Origin of the sequence: Nocardia sp. NBC_01377 (genome assembly GCF_045040005.1) — a bacterium.
Lineage (GTDB): Bacteria > Actinomycetota > Actinomycetes > Mycobacteriales > Mycobacteriaceae > Nocardia > Nocardia noduli.
This window is the reverse complement of record NZ_CP109566.1, coordinates 7,849,112-7,869,727: the sequence shown is the minus strand read 5'-3', so window position 1 is coordinate 7,869,727 and position 20,616 is coordinate 7,849,112. Positions and strand designations below refer to the sequence as shown.

The 20,616-nt window shown below is 65.9% G+C and carries 16 protein-coding genes and 1 tRNA gene; 5 read left to right on the top strand and 12 right to left on the bottom strand.

Going from position 1 to position 20,616, the window contains the following annotated elements; all coding sequences use genetic code 11:
• Window positions 1-6 precede the first annotated feature (6 nt).
• Window positions 7-321, bottom strand: coding sequence for a putative quinol monooxygenase (locus OG225_RS36205; RefSeq protein ID WP_405179214.1), 315 nt, complete (start codon window positions 319-321; stop codon window positions 7-9).
• A 978-nt stretch (window positions 322-1,299) separates the two neighbouring features.
• On the opposite strand from OG225_RS36205, the gene OG225_RS36200 reads away from it, so the two are divergent.
• The 4 genes from OG225_RS36200 (at window position 1,300) to xerC (ending at window position 7,046) form a co-directional block, all read left to right on the top strand.
• On the top strand, window positions 1,300-1,818 hold the full coding sequence (locus OG225_RS36200; RefSeq protein ID WP_405179213.1) for a hypothetical protein: 519 nt from the start codon (window positions 1,300-1,302) through the stop codon (window positions 1,816-1,818).
• 173 nt (window positions 1,819-1,991) lie between these two features.
• On the top strand, window positions 1,992-3,425 hold the full coding sequence (locus OG225_RS36195; RefSeq protein WP_405179212.1) for a cell division protein FtsK: 1,434 nt from the start codon (window positions 1,992-1,994) through the stop codon (window positions 3,423-3,425).
• Between the two features lie 313 nt (window positions 3,426-3,738).
• Window positions 3,739-5,505 (top strand): replication initiator, encoded by a 1,767-nt coding sequence (locus tag OG225_RS36190; protein ID WP_405179211.1) that lies wholly within the window; start codon window positions 3,739-3,741, stop codon window positions 5,503-5,505.
• Between the two features lie 266 nt (window positions 5,506-5,771).
• Window positions 5,772-7,046, top strand: coding sequence for a tyrosine recombinase XerC (xerC, locus tag OG225_RS36185; RefSeq protein WP_405179210.1), 1,275 nt, complete (start codon window positions 5,772-5,774; stop codon window positions 7,044-7,046).
• 102 nt (window positions 7,047-7,148) lie between these two features.
• Here the strand turns inward: xerC and OG225_RS36180 are convergent.
• From OG225_RS36180 to OG225_RS36165, 4 genes are all read right to left on the bottom strand, one after another.
• Window positions 7,149-7,221, bottom strand: a tRNA-Thr gene (locus tag OG225_RS36180).
• A gap of 57 nt (window positions 7,222-7,278) precedes the next feature.
• Entirely contained in the window at window positions 7,279-8,484 is a 1,206-nt protein-coding gene (locus tag OG225_RS36175) for a DNA polymerase III subunit delta' (RefSeq protein WP_216917101.1), read from the bottom strand.
• Between the two features lie 62 nt (window positions 8,485-8,546).
• Complete coding sequence (gene topA, locus OG225_RS36170) at window positions 8,547-11,348, bottom strand: type I DNA topoisomerase (protein ID WP_405183485.1); 2,802 nt, start codon at window positions 11,346-11,348, stop codon at window positions 8,547-8,549.
• A 365-nt stretch (window positions 11,349-11,713) separates the two neighbouring features.
• Window positions 11,714-11,920, bottom strand: coding sequence for a cold-shock protein (locus OG225_RS36165; RefSeq protein WP_011206895.1), 207 nt, complete (start codon window positions 11,918-11,920; stop codon window positions 11,714-11,716).
• 499 nt (window positions 11,921-12,419) lie between these two features.
• Here OG225_RS36165 and OG225_RS36160 point away from each other — a divergent pair, with 499 nt between their 5' ends.
• Window positions 12,420-14,762 (top strand): DEAD/DEAH box helicase, encoded by a 2,343-nt coding sequence (locus tag OG225_RS36160; RefSeq protein WP_405179209.1) that lies wholly within the window; start codon window positions 12,420-12,422, stop codon window positions 14,760-14,762.
• 297 nt (window positions 14,763-15,059) lie between these two features.
• On the opposite strand, the gene OG225_RS36155 is transcribed toward OG225_RS36160, so the two are convergent.
• From OG225_RS36155 to ssd, 7 genes are all read right to left on the bottom strand, one after another.
• A complete protein-coding gene (locus tag OG225_RS36155; RefSeq protein ID WP_405179208.1) occupies window positions 15,060-15,464 on the bottom strand; it encodes an Rv3654c family TadE-like protein in 405 nt (134 codons plus the stop codon).
• A 170-nt stretch (window positions 15,465-15,634) separates the two neighbouring features.
• Window positions 15,635-15,964: a TadE family type IV pilus minor pilin gene (locus tag OG225_RS36150; protein ID WP_405179207.1), complete on the bottom strand. Its 330-nt coding sequence runs from the start codon at window positions 15,962-15,964 to the stop codon at window positions 15,635-15,637.
• Window positions 15,965-15,999: 35 nt separating this feature from the next.
• Window positions 16,000-16,164, bottom strand: a complete 165-nt coding sequence (locus tag OG225_RS36145; protein WP_109525583.1) for a DUF4244 domain-containing protein — start codon at window positions 16,162-16,164, stop codon at window positions 16,000-16,002.
• A 504-nt stretch (window positions 16,165-16,668) separates the two neighbouring features.
• Window positions 16,669-17,292, bottom strand: coding sequence for a type II secretion system F family protein (locus OG225_RS36140; RefSeq protein ID WP_405179206.1), 624 nt, complete (start codon window positions 17,290-17,292; stop codon window positions 16,669-16,671).
• A gap of 33 nt (window positions 17,293-17,325) precedes the next feature.
• The gene (locus tag OG225_RS36135; RefSeq protein WP_405179205.1) at window positions 17,326-18,117 is read right to left on the bottom strand and encodes a type II secretion system F family protein; all 792 of its coding nucleotides are present in this window, start codon (window positions 18,115-18,117) and stop codon (window positions 17,326-17,328) included.
• On the bottom strand, window positions 18,114-19,337 hold the full coding sequence (locus OG225_RS36130; RefSeq protein WP_405179204.1) for a TadA family conjugal transfer-associated ATPase: 1,224 nt from the start codon (window positions 19,335-19,337) through the stop codon (window positions 18,114-18,116). The genes OG225_RS36135 and OG225_RS36130 overlap by 4 nt, the downstream gene beginning before the upstream one ends.
• A 157-nt stretch (window positions 19,338-19,494) precedes the next feature.
• Complete coding sequence (gene ssd / locus OG225_RS36125) at window positions 19,495-20,604, bottom strand: septum site-determining protein Ssd (RefSeq protein WP_405179203.1); 1,110 nt, start codon at window positions 20,602-20,604, stop codon at window positions 19,495-19,497.
• Window positions 20,605-20,616 lie beyond the last annotated feature (12 nt).

The following is a 20,616-nucleotide window of genomic DNA, read 5'->3' as shown; positions in this document are numbered from 1 at the left end:
GCCAGGTCAGTTGGCTGGCGGGAGACCTTTTACTACGGCCGGAGTCAGGAATTCTACGCGGAACGACTTGATGTACTCGGATCGCCGGTCGAGGAAATGGCGTGTGTGCGACTGCCGTTCGTGCTCCTCGAATGCTGCACGATCGCGATAGACCTCGTAGAAAACTCGCGAGAGGGGTTGGTCTTCCACGGTGTGGGTGGCATAGACAAGGGTGCCAGGCTCACTATCCGCAATGCTCTTCACGGTCTCTGCTACCAATTGGTCGAATGCCTCGGCTTTCGCGGCATCGATGAGATCGAACTTCACTACGAGTGCGTGCATCTGCTAACCGTACAGACCTTCGGATAGTCGGAGCATGTTCTAGGGCCTTGCCATGCGGGTCAGCGGAATGTCTGGTTCGTTTCGAAAGGTTCCATTGATCGAGATCAGAAGATTTTCATTTGTCAAGTCTGACACTCGTACAAATTGGGTGGATTTGGATGCAACGGGCAGTGATGAGATGTGCCGAGTCGTAGCGAGACGTGATGTGCTGTTGGATATTCGCAGGTAGCACCTGGTGTGTCAGTCTTCGTCAGCTAGTTGCAAAACTGGCTTGCAAATTTATGTGGTATTGGTCACTATTTTCTGTGTTGATCTTGGGTGCACGTCCAGGACGGGGATTGTGCGGACTTTGGCAGTTGTGCCGTGTCGTTGCTGATCAGGTCCGGTAAAGCAAAGTGTTGCCAATTGCGGTACCTGAGTTCGCTGGATCGGCCACCGTGGCACCGCTGCGCCAGGTTATGCAATCTGCATAACCTGGTTTGCTTGACCTGGGCGGCTGGTTGGGGATCATAGATAGCAGAAGTTTCGTTCTGAGGCCGCTCGGCCACAGCGCATCCCCGCAATCCCCAGGACTATTTATCGACTGATTACCTCGGCCACGGTGCCGACAGGCAGATGCCCCGCAGCCGTCCCCCCATACGGGACAGGCCACGCACGAGGGGACGGCCTGAACGAGTAGCGAACCCCACGAAGGCAGAAGTTTGGTCGCCTCACCTTCGTCAAGGTTCCCCATTCCATCCTTTTGCAGAAACCGAGGTCTCTGCTGTGTCCAGAGTAGTCGAATCCCCCCAAATTGGGTGCATTTGCCCCCGGCTTGACAACAATCTCACAGCTCATGCTGACAGATAGCCGTCGCCGGAAGGTGCGCCGCTGGTCGGGATGTGTCGGAGGGCGTGACCCTCCTATCCGCGCTGTTGAGCGCGTCTCTGATGCCGCACGCGCGGCGTGGCATCGACCTGGCCTGATAGTTGCGGGCCTGTGAAACATCCTTCGATAACGCAACACACCGATGAAAGGTGGGCAGCCGACGTGGCTACCGACAACGAAAACAACATGACCGATCGTCGCCGGAACATCCGGTTCCGGGTCGAGTTCGCGGAGTTCTTCTACATGGGCCTCTACCAGATGGGGCCGGTACAGCCCCTTCGAGAGTTCTCGCAGGATCGTTCTCGTCCCGGTCGTCAGGTCCGTGACGAGGTGACGGGGCTGTTGGCCTGGAAGATCAAGGTCTCTGATCCTGCGGTGGAGAACGCGGACCGGGCCAGTTACTCCGTGCACATCCTCTCGGATGAGGAACCGGCGGTGACGACGGCGGAGATCGGCCCGCACATGCGGCCGATCGAACTGGTCGATGTGACTGCTCAGCCGCGCCTGAAAGGGGCTGGTGAGTACAAGGTCCAGAGCTACCAGATTCGGGCATCGGGCTACGCCGTCGCTCCTGGTGGCAAGTCGACGGGTTCGGGTCCGGGTCCGGCGGCGGGTAAGAATCCCGCCTGATCGGTGGCTGCCCCAGGTCGCACGACGGGTTGAGTTCCCGGGTGAAGCTCGAGATTCATCCGGGGGCTCACCCCCTGGGATACCACGTGAACCAGACACGGAAGGTCCACACATGTGCAGTAGCACAACATAATTCGATTCGATTACTGCAACACCTGAGAGAGGAAATGAGGATGGCACGTTCGGCTGATTACGAGAATCCGGGTGCACGCGGCCCGGACTTCTTCGACACGATGGGGTTGCTGCTGGTGAAGCTGCTGGTGGCCCTGGTGCAGGGCGCTGGGCTGCTGTTGTTGTGGGCGGGGTTGTTCCCGATGGTGTCGCTACCGCTGGCCGCGTCCGGTGCCGGGTGGTGGTGGCAGGGCTGGCCGTTGGGGGTCGCCATATTGGTGCTCACCCTCGCGGGGTGGGTGAGCTGGTGGGCCTGGTGGCCGGGGTCGTGGCGGCGTTGGGTGTGGGGCCGGATGCGATCGCGGTTCCTGTCCTGGTCGCGGTACAAGGTCGGCTGGAACAAACTCACCGCCACGCACGGGCTGACCAAGATCCTCGACACCGGGGTTCTGACGCCATTCCTGTACAAGGTCTTCATCGGGGACGTGGCCGACGAACTGCTGATTCGGATGGTGGCGGGTCAGAAGGTCGCGGACTGGGCCGCGCAAACCGACGCGCTACGCCACGCCTTCCGCGCGGTCGGGGTGCGGGTGCGCCACACCGAATCCGGGTTCGTGCGCTTGCAGGTGATCCACAAGGACATCCTGCAAGATCCGGTGCCGCTGCCTCGGGTGGACGCGAAGTCCTGTGATCTGACCGCACTCACGATCGGTGTGACCGAGATGGGTGAGTCGTGGAGTATTCGCCTGCTCGGCAATCAGATCCTCGTCGCGGGCATGATGGGCTCCGGTAAGGGGTCGGTGATCTGGTCACTGATCGCCGCGTTGGGGCCTGCGATCCGCGAGGGGCGTGTGGTGTTATGGGTGATCGACCCCAAGGGCGGTGCTGAATTCGGTGCCGCTCGCCGGTGGTTCGCTCGTTTCGCCTACGACAACGGCACGCAGGCGTTGGGCATCCTCAAGGATGCGGCCGACATGGTGCAGGCTCGTGGCGAGTTGTATATGGACCGGCCCGAGCGACGTATCACCCCGTCGGTGCGCGAACCGTTGGTGTTGGTGATCGTGGATGAGGCGGCGAGCCTGACCGCCTACTACTCCGATCGCAAGATCAAAGACGAGATTCTGCGGTATCTGGGGATCGTGCTCACCCAGTCCCGCGCGATGGCGGTTCCGGTGGCGGGATGCATCCAAGACCCGAGCAAAGCCATCTTGGAACAGCGGCAGCTATTCAGCTATCGGATCGGTTTGCGCATGGCCGAATCCACACAGCCGAACATGGTGTTCGGCACCACCGGCCGTGACCGGGGCGCGCTGTGTGACGAAATTTCCGAAACCACACCGGGATTGGGGTATGTCGAACATGAGGCGTCCACCGATATCGCGCGGGTGCGGGCCTTCTGGGTCACCGATGACGATATCGGATGGATCATGGACACCTACCCGCCTGCCCCTCGTGGGGATGGTCTCGACGGCTCTGGCAAACCCTTGATCGCCTGATCACCTGCACCGAATCTGTACCCGATCTCCAGCATCTGAAATCCTCCCGACGCGGTTGGCGTCCCCTGAATCTTTTCTCTCCCGGCGCGTGTTGAGCGCCCCTCTCGATGGTTGATTGCGCATCTCGGCGCACCCACGAAACCAATTCTCCCGGCGCGTGTGGCGCTCCCGTGACCGTTGTACCGGCAGCGGCACACTACTTATTAATTCTGTTCCGGCACTTGAGATTTCGTCATCATGCGGCACAGGATCGGCTCGGCGTGGTCCGGTCGGTTCGGTGTCGCGTATTCGACTGCGGGACAGGAGTTTTCCGGTGCAAGCGAGTTTGTTGGACGACCCGGTGGAAGTCACCGGGGAAGACGGACAGGTCATCAACCCCGGTCACGGGCCGTCGATGCTGGAAGTGGCGATAGCGGCGGCGGATCGGCACGGGGTCTGTGTGCGCCCGGTGGTGCTCGAGCAGACCGATACCCGGACCGGGCGCACGACGTTCGTTCCGGTGCCGTGTGGGGCCACTCTGGAATCCAAGTGCGGGCCGTGCGCGCGCAAAGCTCGGGCGTTGCGTAAGGCACAGTGCCGGGAAGGTTGGCACGCGACCACCGAACCGGTCAAAGCCCGTGCTCGTCCGACCTACGACCAGGAAGGGTTGATCGGATACCGCGCGGATCTGGTGCCGATGCTCGATGAGGCGCGCGAGGTCGGCAATACGGCTGAGGTCGCTGAGATCGAAGCGGAGTTCGTGTGGATCGACAGCGAGCTAGCGACCCTCGGGATGCGGGGCAAGGCTCCGAAAGACTGCGCGGCCGACGAGATCACACAGGGGCCGACACCCAAGGCAATGCGTAAACGGTCCACCCGGCGACGCCAAGACGTTCCCAAGACCCTGCCGCGTCTCGAGGTCGCTGACCGGACTGTCGGCAGTGAACGGGGCGGGCATTACTCGTCGATGTTCGTCACGCTGACCATGCCCAGCTACGGCAAGGTCTACGGCGACGGCTCCGCACGCAACCCCGGCGCCTACGACTACCAGCGCGCGGCGTGGGACGCGATCACCTGCTCACGGCTGTTCTCCCGCTGGATACAGAACCTCCGACGCGCGATCGGCTGGAACGTCCAATACTTCGCGGTGGTCGAACCACAGAAACGCGGCGCTCCTCATCTGCACATCGCCCTACGTGGCGCGATCCCCCGTGCACTGCTCATCGCGGTCAACGAAGCCACCTATCACCAAGTCTGGTGGCCGCAAGTCGGTGAGATGGTCTATCCGGGGGCGGCGGTACCGGTCTGGGACGAACACGACGAGACCTTCACCGACCCTCGCACCCATCGCCCGCTGACCGAGTGGGAAGACGCACTCGATGCGATCGGCCCGACCGACCAACCGGCGCACAAAGCGGCGTTCGGGCCTCGTATCGACGTGCAAGGGATCGCGGCAGGGACCAAAGCAGCAGGCGAGGCGATCGGCTATCTGTGCAAGTACCTCACCAAGTCCGTCACCGAAGTCCTCGAGGCGCGTACCTCTCGCCAACTCGACCACTACGACCGGCTGCACGCGGCGCTGTGCCGGACACCGTGTGGTCCGCGGTGCGCTATCTGGCTGCTCTACGGCATCGTCCCCAAGGGCGCGAACGCCAAAACGGTGCCCGGAATCTGCAAGGGCCGCGCACACCGACGCGAAACCCTCGCACTACCCGGGAACCGGGTACTGACCTCGGAAGCATGGACCGGCAAGACCCTCGGCGACCACAAAGCCGATCGACTGGAGTTCGTGCGACGCACCCTCGCGGCGGTCGGCCTGGACAAACCCGCCCAAGATCCCCGGCAATACACCTGGGCCACGGTCGCACCGGGCACCCGGATGCCCTCACGAACGAAAATGCTGCTCTCGGCAATCGGGCAACGCGTCGCCTGGCGCGCGGAATACGACGGCGCTTTGTATGCGGCACAGCATCCGGACGATGGTTCGTTACCGGACGCATGTTCGGCAACTGAGGCGAAGCCGCCTCCACCCGCCGCCCATCAGCTAACCGATGGCAACAATATTGATCTTGACCACTCTGGAGTCACTGATGTCAGCTGAGACCGAACACGGGCGGCCCCTTCACCGGTGGGCGACGACCAAAGGGGCTGCCGCGTACATCTGCGTGCATCCGGAGGTGCTGCGGCGATGGAATCGACACCGGGATGAGCACTCGTGGCTACCGAAACCGAGGCGGATCGGAAAGGATTTCCGTTGGGATCTAAACGCGCTGGATGCGGCTTTGGAGGCGCGCGAAGGCTAGCTAGGCCGGTGAGGGCATGAGGACGGGTCGCCCTCCGCGTCCGATCGGTGTTGCCGGTGCGGTGATGCTCACGGAACTGTCTTCTGGGCATTGGCAGGCTCGCGTATTGGTGCGGGATGCGTCGGGCAAGAGGCGTGAGCTGAGTCGAGTGTCCCCGCTCAAACGGGACTCTCGGGGACGAAAGATCCCTGATCGCAATGGCGCTCGTGCTGCCGATGCGGTTTTGAGTGCGGCGAATCTGGTGCGGGTGGATGCCGGGGGTGAGTTGTCGGAGGCTACGACTGTTCGGCAATTGTGGGATCTGTACCGCATTCACCTCGTTGAACAGGGGCGGGCGGGGGCGACGGTTGAACGCTATGACATCGTCGCTGAGACGTTCAACACAGCTTTCGGTGCCCGGCGTCTACTGGAAGTCACGACGTCTGCTGTTGAGGCGTTTCTCAAGGATCTAGGCAGCGCCAAGGGACCGGGCACGATGCGGACCGGGCGGAATGTCCTGTCAGGGATGTTCCGATACGCGGTCCGCAAAGATGCTCTGACAGTGAATCCGGTTCGCGAATCCCAGTTGGCACAGAATGTCGAGGCCAAGGGACGCACGGGCGGATCACGAGACATCACCGTGGATGAGCTGCGCTTCATCCTGGCGGCGGTGCGTACATCCGCGGTGGCTTGCCCGCGAAAGCTGTCACGCGCCGAGCGGAACCGAGAGAAACCCGTGAAGTCGTACACCGCACCGACAGTGGCGGACTTCTGCAAGAGTGCGGACTTGGCCGATTGGGTGACCCTGCTCGCCGGTACCGGCCTTCGGCGTAGCCAGGCATTGGGGTTGTTGTGGTCTGACATCGACATGGAGCGTCGTACGTTGCGCACAACGGGCAAGGTGGTCCGGGTCAAAGGTGAGGGCCTGGTGCGCGTTGTCGGTGACGAAGATCCCAAGAACCGAAAGGGTGCTATCGCGCTGCCTGACTTTGTTATCGAGATGCTGAAACAGCGGCGTAAGGATCTGGCGGCCCGTCAGTTGGCTTCTCCTCCGACCGGTAAGGACGTGCTCGATCTGGTGTTTCCCTCGGCCGTGTGGACCCTGCGTGATCCTCAGAACGTGGGGCATGAGTGGCAGCGAGTTCGCGACGCGCTAGAGATTCCCGACGATGTGACGGCGCACAGTTTCCGTGGGGCGGTAGCGACGATTCTCGATGACGCTGGGCTGTCGGCGCGGGTGACAGCAGATGTCCTTGGGCATGTCGATCCCGCGATGACTCAGCGGCGGTATATGGCCCGTGGGAGGGTCCATCACGCGGCGGCTGGCGCACTGGATCGCGCGGTAAGCAATCCTGGCTGATCAGCTGCGATGCCGTGGGACTTTGTTGGGACTTAGTTGGGAGTTCAGCCAGATAGGTGCAACTCGGGTGAGGCCGAAACTGGCCTCTACCTGGGACTATTGAGCCGCCTAGGAGAATCGAACTCCTGACCTTTTCATTACGAGTGAAGCGCTCTACCGACTGAGCTAAGGCGGCGTGCCTTTCGGCCACGCGAGTCTATCGCCTCGGTGCCCGTATCGCGAAAACGGGTGGTCAGCCGGATTGGGCGGCGATCAGCGAGGCGACCATGGCGGCGACGGCGAAGCGGGGTTTGACGTTGAGGTCGAGTGCTTCGCGGCAGCTCAGGACGGCTTCGATGGAGCGGAGCAGACCTTCGGGGCGGACCCGGTCGGCGAGGTCGTGGATCTGATCGGACAGGTCGGGGTGGGTGAGGACGACCCCGGAGCCGTTGCGTGCCGCGCCGTATCGGACGACGAGCGCGTCGCGGTAGAACCCGGCGACGTCGATGAGAGCGCGGTCGAGGGCATCGCGGCCGGTGCGGGTCGCACGTGATTTCTGACGACGTTCCAGGTCTTTCAGTACGCCCGCCGAACCGCGGGTCGCGCTCGCCGAGCCTTTTCCGGTGCCGCCCGCGCCGAGGGCGGTGGCGAGTTCGTCCCGCTCGCGGTCGTCGCGGGTCGCGCTCATCTGTTTGGCCTCGTCGTCGGCGGATTTCACCAGGTCGTCGGCGGCGGCGTAGGCGGCACCCGGCCGGGACACCGCGCCGACCAGGGCCAAGGCGCGTTTTCTGCTCGAACGCGCTGCCTCGTCGGTCGCGAGGCGGCGGGCGCGGCCGACATGTCCGCCGCTGATCGAGGCGGCCCATTCGGCGGTCTTCGCGTCCAGTTGATCGCGTTCACGCAGCACCCTGGCGATCGAGGGCACCGACGGAGTCACCAGGTGCACGTGCCGACAGCGCGAACGCAGGGTGATCGAGATGTCCTCCGGGTCGACCGACGGTGCGCAGAGCAGGAAGACGGTGCGATCCGGCGGCTCCTCCACCACTTTCAACAGAACATTTCCCGCCGCTTCGGTGAGCCGGTCGGCGTCCTCGACGACAACAACCTGCCAGCGGCCGGTAGACGGACGCCGCGAGGCGATCTGCACGATGCCACGCATCTCCGCGGTGCGGATACTCAGCCCCTCGGGAACGACCCGGCGCACGTCACCGTGGGTACCCGCCAGCGTCGTCGTGCAGGCATGACATCGCCCGCATCCGGGAGTTCCCGCGTCCGTGCACTGCAACGCGGCGGCGAAGCACAGCGCGGCAACGGATCTGCCCGATCCGGGGGGGCCGGTGAACAACCACGAATGGGTCATCGCCCCCTCGATGACTCCGGCGCGCGCCGCGATCGCGGCAGCCGTCAGCTCGGACTCGACCGCATCCTGGCCGACCAACCGATCGAAGACACCCGCCACGCGATACACCCTAGCCGCAGGTACCGACACGACTCACCGTGGTCGGTGCGTCGGTTCGCACCTCAGGACTTCTTCGCTGCCGTCTTCTTGGCGGGAGCCTTCTTGGCCGCGCCGGTCGTCTTCTTGGCCGCCGTCTTCTTGGCGGCGGTCTTCTTCGCGGGCGCCTTCTTCGCGGTCTTCTTCACCGGACCGCGCGAGCGCCGATCGGCCAGCAGTTCCGAGGCCCGCTCATCGGTGATCGATTCCACCGCATCGTCTTTGCGCAGACTGGCATTGGTCTCGCCATCGGTGACGTACGGGCCGTAGCGTCCGTCCTTGATCACCATCGGCTTGCCCGTGGCCGCGTCGTTGCCGAGTTCACGCAGCGGCGGCGCGGTGGCCGCGCGTCCACCGCGACGCTTGGGCTCGGCATAGATCTTCAATGCCTCCTCCAGCGTGACCGTGAAGATCTGATCCTCGTCGGCCAGCGACCGCGAATCGGTCCCCTTCTTCAAATAGGGTCCGTAGCGACCGTTCTGCGCGGTGATCTCCTCGCCCGACGCGGGGTCGGTCCCGACCACCCGCGGCAGCGACAGCAGCTTGAGCCCGTCCTCGAGGGTGATCGTGGCCAGATCCATCGACTTGAACAGCGAACTGATGCGCGGTTTCGGTCCCGTGGCCTTCTTGGCCGTCTTCTTCGCGGGTGTCGCGGCTTCCTCGGCCGGTTTCGGCAGGACCTCGGTGACGTAATCACCGAAACGTCCCTTCTTGGCAAGGATTTCGTGCCCGGTCTCGGGATCGACGCCGAGTTTGCGCCCCTCCTGCGGAGTCGAGAACAACTCCTCGGCGACCTCGTTGGTCAGCTCGTCGGGGGGCAGATCATCGGGCAGGTTGGCCCGCTGCGAGATCGAATCACCGTCGGGATCATCGGGATTGACGATCATCCGTTCCAGGTACGGACCGTAGCGACCGACCCGGACCACGACATCGCGTCCCTGATCGTCGTTGAACAGTTTGATCGAGTTGATCTCACGGGCGTCGATATCGTCGAGTTGTCCGCCGACCATCTTCTTCAGCCCACCGGACCGCGCCACCGACCCCTCGGCACCGCTGCTACCACCGAAATAGAAGCTGGACAACCAGTTTCCGCGTTGTTCACGCCCACCGGCGATCGCGTCGAGATCGTCTTCCATCGCCGCGGTGAAATCGAAGTCGACCAGTCGGCCGAAGTAGGCCTCGAGCAGCCCGATGACGGCGAACGCCACCCACGATGGCACCAGCGCGCTACCGCGTTTGTACACGTAGCCGCGATCCAGGATCGTCTTGATGATCGACGAATACGTCGACGGTCGCCCGATGCCGAGCTCTTCGAGCGTCTTGATCAGCGACGCTTCGGTGTATCGCGCGGGCGGATTCGTGCTGTGCCCATCGGGATTCAGCTCGACCGCGGTGACGCCCTGGCCCTCTTCCAGCGCGGGGAGCCGGGATTCGGCGTCGTCGGACTGACCGCCCGCTTCTTCATCGACACTCTCCACGTAGGCCTTGAGGAAGCCGGGGAAGGTGATGGTGCGGCCGGACGCGGAGAAGACGCATTCCTCGCCGGTGCCGGCGACGCCGGTGATACGCAATGTCAGCGTGGTGCCGCGCGCGTCGGCCATCTGCGAGGCGACGGTGCGCTGCCAGATCAGTTCGTAGAGGCGGAATTCGTCGTTGTCGAGCCGCGAATGCAGCTGCCCCGGGGTCTGGAACGTGTCACCGGACGGACGAATCGCCTCGTGTGCCTCCTGCGCGTTCTTCACCTTGCGCGTGTACTGGCGCGGCGACGGCGAGACGTAGTCCGCGCCGTACAACTGCGTCGCCTGCGAACGGGCCGCGGCGATGGCCGACTCCGACAACGTCGTCGAGTCGGTACGCATGTAGGTGATGTAGCCGTTTTCGTAGAGCCGCTGCGCCACCCGCATGGTGCGCTCGGAGGTGAAACGCAGTTTGCGCCCGGCCTCCTGCTGCAACGTCGAGGTCATGAACGGCGGATACGGCTTGCGTGTATAGGGCTTGGCTTCCGCTGAGGAGACCACCAGCGCGGTTCCGTCGAGCGCCTCGGCGAGTCGGCGGGCGTGAGCCTGGTCGAGAACGACGACGCCGTTGGCCGTTTTCAACTGCCCGTCCGGGCCGAAATCACGACCGGAGGCGACCCGCGCGCCGTCCACGTTGACCAGGCGCGCACCGAAGGTCCGCGGATTGGTGGTGTTCTCGTCGCCGGATCCGGCGTCGAGCTTGGCTGCGATATCCCAGTACTCGGCCGAGCGGAACGCCATGCGCTCACGCTCACGCTGCACGATCACCCTGGTCGCGACGGACTGCACGCGGCCCGCCGACAACCGCGGCATGACCTTCTTCCACAGCACCGGACTGACCTCGTAGCCGTACAGACGGTCGAGGATGCGGCGGGTCTCCTGCGCGTCGACCAGATCCGAGTCGAGTTCACGGGTATCGGCGGCGGCGGCGAGGATCGCCGGTTCGGTGATCTCGTGGAACACCATCCGGCGGACCGGCACCTTGGGCTTGAGCGTCTCCAGCAGATGCCAGGCGATGGCCTCGCCCTCGCGGTCGGGGTCGGTGGCGAGGTAGAGCTCGTCGGCGTCTTTCAACAGACTCTTGAGCTCGGTGACCTTGGCCTTCTTATCCGGGCTCACCACATAGATCGGCTCGAAGTCGTTGTCGACATCGACACCGAGGCGGGCCCAGGACTGCCCCTTGTATTTGGCGGGGACATCCGCGGCACCGCGCGGAAGGTCCCTGATATGACCGACAGAGGCCTCGACCGTGTAATTGCGCCCGAGATAGGGCGCTATCTTGCGGGCCTTGGTCGGGGACTCGACGATCACGAGACGACGCAGGGGACGGCCCTGGTCGGCTGCACCGCGGTCTCGTGTTGCCACCGGCGAATACACCTTTCCTTCTCGACCCGCGCGACGCTGTTACGCGCAATGCGCGGCTGGGGTAAACAGCAGCGGCTACTACTCGAGCCGCTACCAGACACGTTTATACCTTGACGCCGGCTGCGTTCGAGTGCTTGCGACTCGAACCACCGAGCGTACGTGGTCACCGCCGTTCAGTATGCAGTGTGCCCGACCACACCCGCCGCGACATGTCCGGGCACGGCGTGTATCGGATCGTGTCCTACCCCAGATATAGCTCGTCCCTCACCCCCGTTACCGGCGGTGAGGGACGAGCTGAATCGTGGCGTCGCTCAGGAGAGCGCGCGAACTCCGGTGGCCTGCGGGCCCTTTGTGCCCTGGCCGACCTCGAACTCGACCTTCTGGTTCTCCTCGAGGGTACGGAAGCCGGACCCCTGGATCTCGGAGTAGTGGACGAAGACGTCAGCGGACCCGTCCTCGGGCGCGATGAAGCCGAACCCCTTCTCCGCGTTGAACCACTTCACAGTTCCCTGTGCCATTCTGTTCCTTCTCTTTTCTACCGGAACGGCGGACAACTGGGTTCGTCCACCGGGCCCGTTGAGAGCGCTGTACTGTTGGTTCCCCCTGCAGGAAAGCAACCAAGCACACCGTTCGCAACATCGATCCTGCTGACGGTTTGGACTTTGGATCCGTCCCTCGAACACAGAAGCTTGCGACCAGGAACCAGTGAACCATGTCTTCGAGCAATTCAACAGTCGAGTTACCGACAATTTGCAAAAAACTTGATCTTGCGAATGCGCAGGTAAGGGACACAATGCCCGAATCCAGACTTGAGGTTCGTTTGCTTAGCGATAACCGAGTGTACGTTCAGCAATCCGGCTGTGACCCAGGTCGCTATTGGGTATCGAAAAGGCGCCCAAGCCTTGCTAACTACGCACGTTTCACACTTTCCGCACGTGTTGTGGACGTTCGGAGGTGAATCCTGCCGTCGGAGCGACCTCAGCGAACGCCGGCAACCCCCTCGGATACGGGCGATCGTTGCTGAATCGTGTCCTGGAAGGAGTGCCCGGTTCCGACACCGGACTCATCCATGTCGCCGAGCTGCCCGCGCGGGCCGCATGCACCACTACCTGGCCCGATTGGGCCGCGCCCGAGGTTGTCACCGCGTTGCGCGAGACCGGCGTCGACGCCCCGTGGATTCATCAGACCCGGACCGCCGAGTTCGCCGCAGGTGGCAGCAACGTCGTGATCAGCACCGGAACAGCATCCGGCAAGTCGCTCGGCTACCAACTGCCGGTGCTGACCGCGCTTCTGCAAGACCCGCGTGCCACCGCGCTCTATCTATCCCCCACAAAGGCATTGGGCGCCGATCAGTTGCGGGCAATCGGATCGTTGACCCACGAGGGACCACTGCGCGATATTCACCCCGCCACCTATGACGGCGATACTCCGGCCGAGATAAGGCAGTGGGTACGCGCCAACGGACGGTGGATCTTCACCAATCCGGACATGCTGCACGTGGGGATACTGCGCTCACATCAACGCTGGGCCCGCGTGCTGCGCAGGCTGCGCTATGTCGTCATCGACGAATGCCACGCCTACCGGGGAGTCTTCGGTTCCCACGTCGCGCTGGTGCTGCGCAGGTTGCGACGCGTCGCCGCACGGTACGGCGCCGATCCGGTCTTCATCCTCTGCTCGGCGACCACCGCCGAGCCCGAAGCTGCCGCGTCACGGCTCATCGGCGCACCGTGCGTCGCCGTCACCGAGGACGGCTCACCGCAGGGTCCGCGCACGGTAGCGCTGTGGGAGCCGCCCCTGCTCACGACCGTGACCGGGGAGAACGGGGCTCCGGTCCGCAGGTCGGCGACCTCCGAATCGGCCAGGATCATGGCCGATCTGGTGGCAGAGGGCGCGCGCACGCTCACTTTCGTTCGATCCAGGCGGGCCGCGGAACTGACCGCGATGGACGCCAGACGGCGCCTCGCGGAGGTAGAGCCGCAGCTCAGCACCCGGATCGCCGCCTACAGGGCCGGATATCTGGCCGAGGACCGCCGAGAGCTGGAAGCGGCGTTGTCGAGCGGGGCGCTACTGGGCGCGGCGACCACGAATGCCCTGGAACTCGGGGTGGATATCGCGGGGTTGGATGCCGTGATCGTCTCCGGTTTCCCCGGCACTGTCGCCTCGTTCTGGCAGCAGGCGGGCCGGGCGGGGCGACGCACGCAAGGATCGCTCGTCGTACTCGTGGCCAGGGACGATCCGCTCGACACCTATCTCGTGCACCATCCGGACGCGCTGTTGGACAAACCCATCGAAGCCACCATCACCGATCCGAGCAATCCCTATGTGCTCGGCCCGCAACTGCTGTGCGCGGCCATGGAACATCCGCTGACCGATGCCGAGGTCGACGCGTTCGGCGCACGCGAAGTCCTGGACGAACTCGCAGCCCAGGGCCTGATCCGCCGACGATCCACCGGCTCGGACGCGCGCTGGTACGTGACCGCCGAAACGCAGCCGCACGACGCGGTGGATGTGCGCGGGGGTATCGGCACACCCGTCGCGATCATCGACTCGGAAACGGGCAGGCTGCTCGGCACCGCCGACGCGGGCCGTGCGCCCGCCACCCTTCACGAAGGGGCCGTTCACCTGCACCAGGGCGATACCTATGTCGTCGATGAGCTGGATCTCGACGGCGGCATAGCGTTCGTCCACGCCGCCGAACCCGGATGGACGACCAGCGCCAGGCAACTGACCTCGATAGCCGTCGACGCGATCACCGAACAGCACCGACACGGAGCGGTGACCAGCGCGTTGGCCCAGGTCAGGGTGACGAGTCAGGTGGTCGGCTACCTCCGGACGCTTGTCACCGGCGAAATGCTCGGCCTCGTCGAACTGGAGATGCCCGCGCAGATCCTGCCGACCAGGGCCGTTCTCTACACCGTCACACCGGCGCTGCTGGCCGCCGCCGGGATAGCACCGCATCGGGTCCCCGGAGCCCTGCACGCTGCCGAACACGCGGCAATCGGCCTGCTCCCCCTGGTCGCGACCTGCGATCGCTGGGATATCGGTGGCGTGTCCACCGCGAATCACCCGGATACCGGCCTCCCCACGATCTTCGTCTACGACGGGCAGGCAGGCGGCGCTGGTTTCGCCGAACGAGGATTCGTTCAGCTGCGCCGCTGGCTGTCGGCCACGCTGGAAGCAATCGATTCGTGCGGATGCGCGAGCGGATGCCCCTCCTGCGTCCAGTCCCCCAAATGCGGTAACGGCAACCACCCGCTCGACAAGGTCGGGGCGGTCTTTCTGCTCGCGGCCGTAGTGGCCGAACTCGACGGCGACGAGACCGGGATTCCGCCCGGTCGAGACCACTTTTTCGATTCGTGACCCGGGCGCGCTCCCGGCGTGACCGACCGGCGATGTGAGCCGAGGTCACCAGCTGTCAGCTACGGGAGCCCTCCCACACCTCCCCGGCCACCGGGCGGCTCGCGGGGTCCGAATAAAGAGGACTAGTTTCATATTAACTGGCTTATTGCCACACGCATTCGTGTCCGACGTGCGGTTACCTTCACCGCATTTCCACGAACACTCCGAGAATTGATGCAATACCGCGATTATTCGACCACCCTATTGGTGAAATAACCCCGTCGCGCACTACCACTGATCGGTGTCTATACGCACCCGTCATTGTTGATCAGTCAACGGCCCCGCTCTCGCGACAGCGCGAACGGAACGGTGCCCGAACAGACCTATTGGTACATTCCCTTCCGCGCTGATCACGGCATCCCATTCGACAACGTCACAACCACGCATCCGCGAACTCATGAGATGTACTACTTCTTCTCCCTCGGCACACGCCACTTCCGTTCCCGCCACCAGCGCGCCCGCCGCGGCCAGCGCGCCGAGATCCGCCGCGGCCTGCACCCGATGCCGCGCCACCACCACCGCGCCCACCTGAGCGATCATCAGCGTGACCGCGATCAGCGCGGTGACCGCCACGCACCCGAGAACCGTTGCCCCGCCCCGGTCCGAATCCCACCGCGCGTGACGGTCCGATTCGGTCGGCCCACACCCGCCAGAGGCGATCACCCCGCGACGGTCCGCGATGACCCTCGAGCCCATGGCGCGACTGCACGAACGGGTAACGGTAGCGCCGGTCGGTCGGGTCGCGTCCGAGTCGGCGGAACGGAACCAACCCCTCGGACCGCTCGCGCTCCACATCGCTGTCATGCGCCCGCGTGAGAACGGCACCCGCACCCTCATCGCATCCCCGGCTCGGGTGCCGCGACCGCCTCGGCTCGTAGGACGAGGGTTGGGAGTAATGGGGTTTCGGCGGAGACCACCGCGACGATGTGCTCGCCTCCGCCGCGGATGGTGATCTCCGCGCCCGGTGGTGCGACCCGGCGGGCCACGATGCTCGCGTTCTCGTGGTCGCCACGCGCGGTGAGACGTGCGGCTTCGCGAGCGGCGTCGACACAGCGCACCTGTGTCGACGCCGCGAGCAACGCTCCGAGACAACACAGGACAGCCGCGACGATCGCCGTCAACGCGATGGCGGCCTCGACCGTCACCGCGCCCCGTTCTTCCACCAGAACGGTCCTACCACAACGCCGGAACCACGAGGTCAGACCGCCGTGTCGAGCGCCCGCTCGATAATCTTGGTCAGCGCGTCGACGATCGAATCGCCGGTGACGACGCCGTACAGCACCGCGCCGAATGCCGCCGCCGCGATAGTCCCTATCGCGTATTCGGCGGTGGACATGCCCTCCTCGGCGACCACCGCGCGCATGATTCGGTATCGAATCTTCCACAGTGACAGCTGGATTCGCTGTGGTGTGGAACGGATCGGACGGACGGTCGAGACCTGCCGGGTCGGATCGCACGGCATTACCGGAGCGGCCCTCGCCACGCCGGAGACCGGCGCGTTCGGGGGACGAGAGGCCGGGGGTGTCCTCTCGAATCGCGCCTCCGCCCCATGTTTCACCGCAACCTCGACATCGTCGCCTCGCACCATGTGCCCCTCTCCCCTCGGCCCGAGCGGCTGCTCCGCGCGGGCAAGTTCCGACAGTGTGTGAACTCGCGCACTCCGGCTCGGTATGCACCTCGACCCGCGCAATGCGGATCGGCTCGGCGGTGTACGCGGAGTGCGTATCCCAGGACCGCATGCTGTGCGGCCGATCAGCACGTGACGCAACGGCGGGCCACAACTTGTGCGGCCGCCACCCGGTCCAATTCCGGCCGGTCGTCGCATCGACACCCCAGAACCACGCGAGGACCGATGAACCGGAAGCGGTCAGAGCAGACCACCACCGAGGACATGCGCGGCCAGGCCGACCACGACCGGAATGATGCCGAGACAGAGGAATGCGGGCAGGAAGCACAGGCCGAGCGGCCCCGCGATGAGCACCCCCGCACGTTCGGCGCGTGCGGCTGCCACATCCGCCGCCGCACCGCGCCGCTGTTCCGCCAATTCGCCGATGGCCGTGGCGAGCGAGGAGCCGGAGCGAGCCGAGCGCCGCGCCATCCGCGCCAGCGCTTCGACATCCTCGGCACCCGGTCGCCCACTCGCGTCGCGCACCGCGCGTTCCCACGCCGCCGTCGCGTCGGCACCGAGCTCCAGCAGGCCGGACGAGCGAACAAGCGCTTCGCGCAGGACTTCCGGCGCACCGGAAGCCACGGCCGCGGCGGCACTCGCCATCGGCATACCGGCTCGTAGACAGGCTGCGAGTAGGTCGAATACCGAGGACACCGCGAGCGGGTCGGTCGTTTCGACCCGCGGTCGACCGCGCGCCGAGGTTTCCGCGCCGTGCGGATTCGCCGCGCGCAATCGTCGGCCGACGGCGGCCCGTCCCGGCAGAACCAGCACGGCGACGGCGAGCAGCAAGAAAGCGATCGCGGCCACGAGCACCCCGCCCATCTCTCATCGACTTCGAGCACATCCCACGGCGATTCATACGAGTGCCTTTCCCGTGATGGCATCGGTCCACAGCAGACCCGCGCAGATCAGTCCCGCGCCGAGCGGCAACAGGATCGTTCCCGGACCAGAACCGAACAGCACCCGCAGTGGCGCGGCGCCCATGAGCTGGCCGAGACCGACACCGAGCAGCGGAAGCCCGGCGAGGACAGCGGCCGTGGCACGCGCACCCGCCAGCGCGGCGTCGGTACGCGCACGAAAGCGGATGCGGCCGAGCAGATCGGTGCGGGCCGCGGTGAGTAATTCGGCGAGCGCGAGTCCATGCTGTTCTGCGACCTGCCAGGCGTCGGCGATGCGGTCGAGTTCGTCGGCGACGACCGCATCCGGTAGGCGTAATCCCTCCGCCGCCGAACCACCGAGCCTGCCGCGCGCCGCACCGATCGCGAACGCGTGCGCGGCGACTCCCCGTGCTTCCTCCGCCGCGACGCCTGCCGCGGCACCCGGATGCGCGCCGACCCGCAATTCCCCGATGACCGCCTCGAGGGCTTCCAGGAGATGGGTGTTCTCCGTCGCACGCCGACGATCGCGGCGCACTTTCCGCGCCCTGACCACGGTGGTCGCTCCCACCAGCGCCGCGGCGATCACCGGGCCGATTCCGAGCACCATCATGACGACGGCGGCGATCGCGACCGCGATACCGACCGCGGGGCGACGCGTGCCGTGTCGAACGATCGGCGTGTTCCCGAACAGCCGTTCCCGACGTCGAGCCGCGGCGGGCCGTGGCACGATCACCAGCGCTAACGCCAGGCTGACCGCCGCGGCCGTCACCGCGCACCCTCGTGGGCCGAGGGCGTGGCCCGCGCCGCGAGCAGACCGGTGAGCGCGGCCCGCGCCGGTGTGGCGTCGGTGTCACAGCGCCATGCGGGAACGACCCGGACGTGTCCGTGCCGGTTGCGTTCGAGGACGCCGATCTCGCGCAATCCGCGTGATCCGTCGGCGCGGCGGTGGACGTGCAGAACGACCTGCACGGCGGCGGCCAGTTGGCTGTGCAAGGCCGACCTGTCCATGCCTCCGAGAGCCGCGAGCGCCTCCAGGCGGGCCGGGACTTCGCGCGGCGAGTTCGCGTGGACGGTTCCCGCACCGCCGTCGTGGCCGGTGTTCAACGCCGTTAGGAGATCGACGACCTCGGCTCCTCGAACCTCTCCGACGACGATGCGGTCGGGCCGCATCCGCAACGCCTGGCGGACGAGGTCGCGAACCGTGACGGCACCGATGCCTTCCACATTCGCGGTGCGCGCGACCAACCGGACGACATGGGGGTGCGGTGGCGCGAGTTCGGCGGCGTCCTCCACGCAGACGACCCGCTCCCGCGAATCCACCTCGGCCAACAGCGCCGACAACAAGGTCGTCTTTCCCGCGCCGGTACCACCGACGACGAGGAACGCAAGGCGCGACCGAATGATGTCCCGCAGCAGTGGTTCGACCTCGACGGGGATCGAACCGGCCGATACCAGGGCGGACAGCCCCTGGGTCGCGGGACGCAGAACGCGCAGCGACAGACAGGTGCCGCCGTGCGCGATCGGGGCGAGCACGGCGTGCAGCCGCACGCCGAACGAAGCACCGAGCGCCGCTTCGGTTCCCGGCAGTTTGCCGTCCACCCACGGCTGCGCGTCGTCGAGACGACGTCCCGCCGAGAGGGCAAGCCGTTGCGCGAGGCGGCGGACCGCCGCCTCGTCGGCGAAGGTGACCTCGGTCTTCTCCAGCCCACGGCCGCGATCTATCCACACCGCGTCCGGTGCGGTGACGAGGACATCGGCGACCCCCGGGTCGCGCAGCAGCGGTTCGAGCACTCCCGCACCGGTCATCTCGGTCTGGAGCAGGCGCAGCGCGCGGAGCAGATCGGTGTCGCCGAGTACGCCTCCCGCCTCCGCGCGGACAGCCGCGACCACACGCGCCGGGTCGGGATCGGCCGAACCGCTCGCCAATCGCTCGCGGACCCGGCCGAGCAGTTCCTCCGTCACCACCGTGTTCGTAGTCGCCGCGTTCATCGCGGCCGACCCGTTGTTCGCGCGAAGCGCGCCCTGCACCCACGACAGGTGGTGAGACGACCGGTACTCTCTCGGCCGGTCGGTTCGGAGCGGGACTGCGCCGCCGAACGCCGACCGGTCTGCCCGTCCGCACCGCGGCGGGAATCTCCGGTCCCGGTCATCGCACACCCTGGAGGGCGGGTGCGCTCAGGACCGAGAGGATCGCGTCGGCCGCGCTGCGCAAGGGGCCGCGCCGCAGGGTGAGACCGCCCCTTTCCAGCCGGGCGGGAAGGTCGCCTTCGGCCCGGACGGCGGCGAGCAGCGGGAGGTCGAGGAGTTCGGCGACCTCCGCTCCTCGCAGCCCGCCGGGTGCAGGCCCACGAACCACCAAGCCCTGATTGGGATTTCGCTGACGTATCCGCGTCGCCACGGATTCGGCCGCCGCGATGGCGCGCAGCTGAGCGGGAACGACGAGCACGACGAGATCCGCGCAGTCGATCATCCGGTCCGCGTGCGGGCCTCGCTCGCCCGAAACATCACAAATGACGAGATCGCCTGCGGCACGGCCTGCTTCGATCACAGCGTGGGCCGCGGCGGCGCCGATCTCCCCCGGCAATCGGCCGGCACCACCGCGCCCGCAGGCGAGCACGCACAGTCCTGGCGCGGCGGCGGGGAGGGCGTCGTGCAGCGCGCCCGCCGAAACCCGCCCGTCTTCGACGACCAGATCGGGCCAGCGCAGTCCCGACACCGTCTCGATGCCCAGCAGCAGGTCGAGGCCACCGCCGAGCGGCGCTCCGTCGACCAGGACGGTGTCGGGACGGAACTTGCGCGCGGCCGAACGCAGCGCTGTCGCGGCCGCGAGAACGGAGGCGCCCGCGCCGCCTCCCGCACCCGCGATCGCCACGACGACACCGTCTCCCGCGCGGTACTCACCGTGCTCAGCAAACTTCTCGATAAGCCCGACGGCGGCGCCGGGCAGCGCGATCACCCGCTCCACGCCGACGGCGGCCGCGCACTGCCAATCGGCCAGTTCCGGCTCGCCCTCGGTGACCAGGACGACGCCGATTCTCCGGGGGTTTCCGGCCTCGGCACAGGCCATGGCAGCGGGTGTGTCGAGGATCACCAAAGGGGCAGAAGCCCAGGTGTGACGGCCGACGGGAACATCGCGCTCGTCGAGCGCGCGTTCGGCGGCGGCCGCGATGCGGCGGACCTCGTCGCGCAGCCGCGTATCCCCGATGAGAACAAGGGCGGGCGGGGTGGTGACCATCCGATCCGGAGTGGAATCCATGCAGGTCAGCGT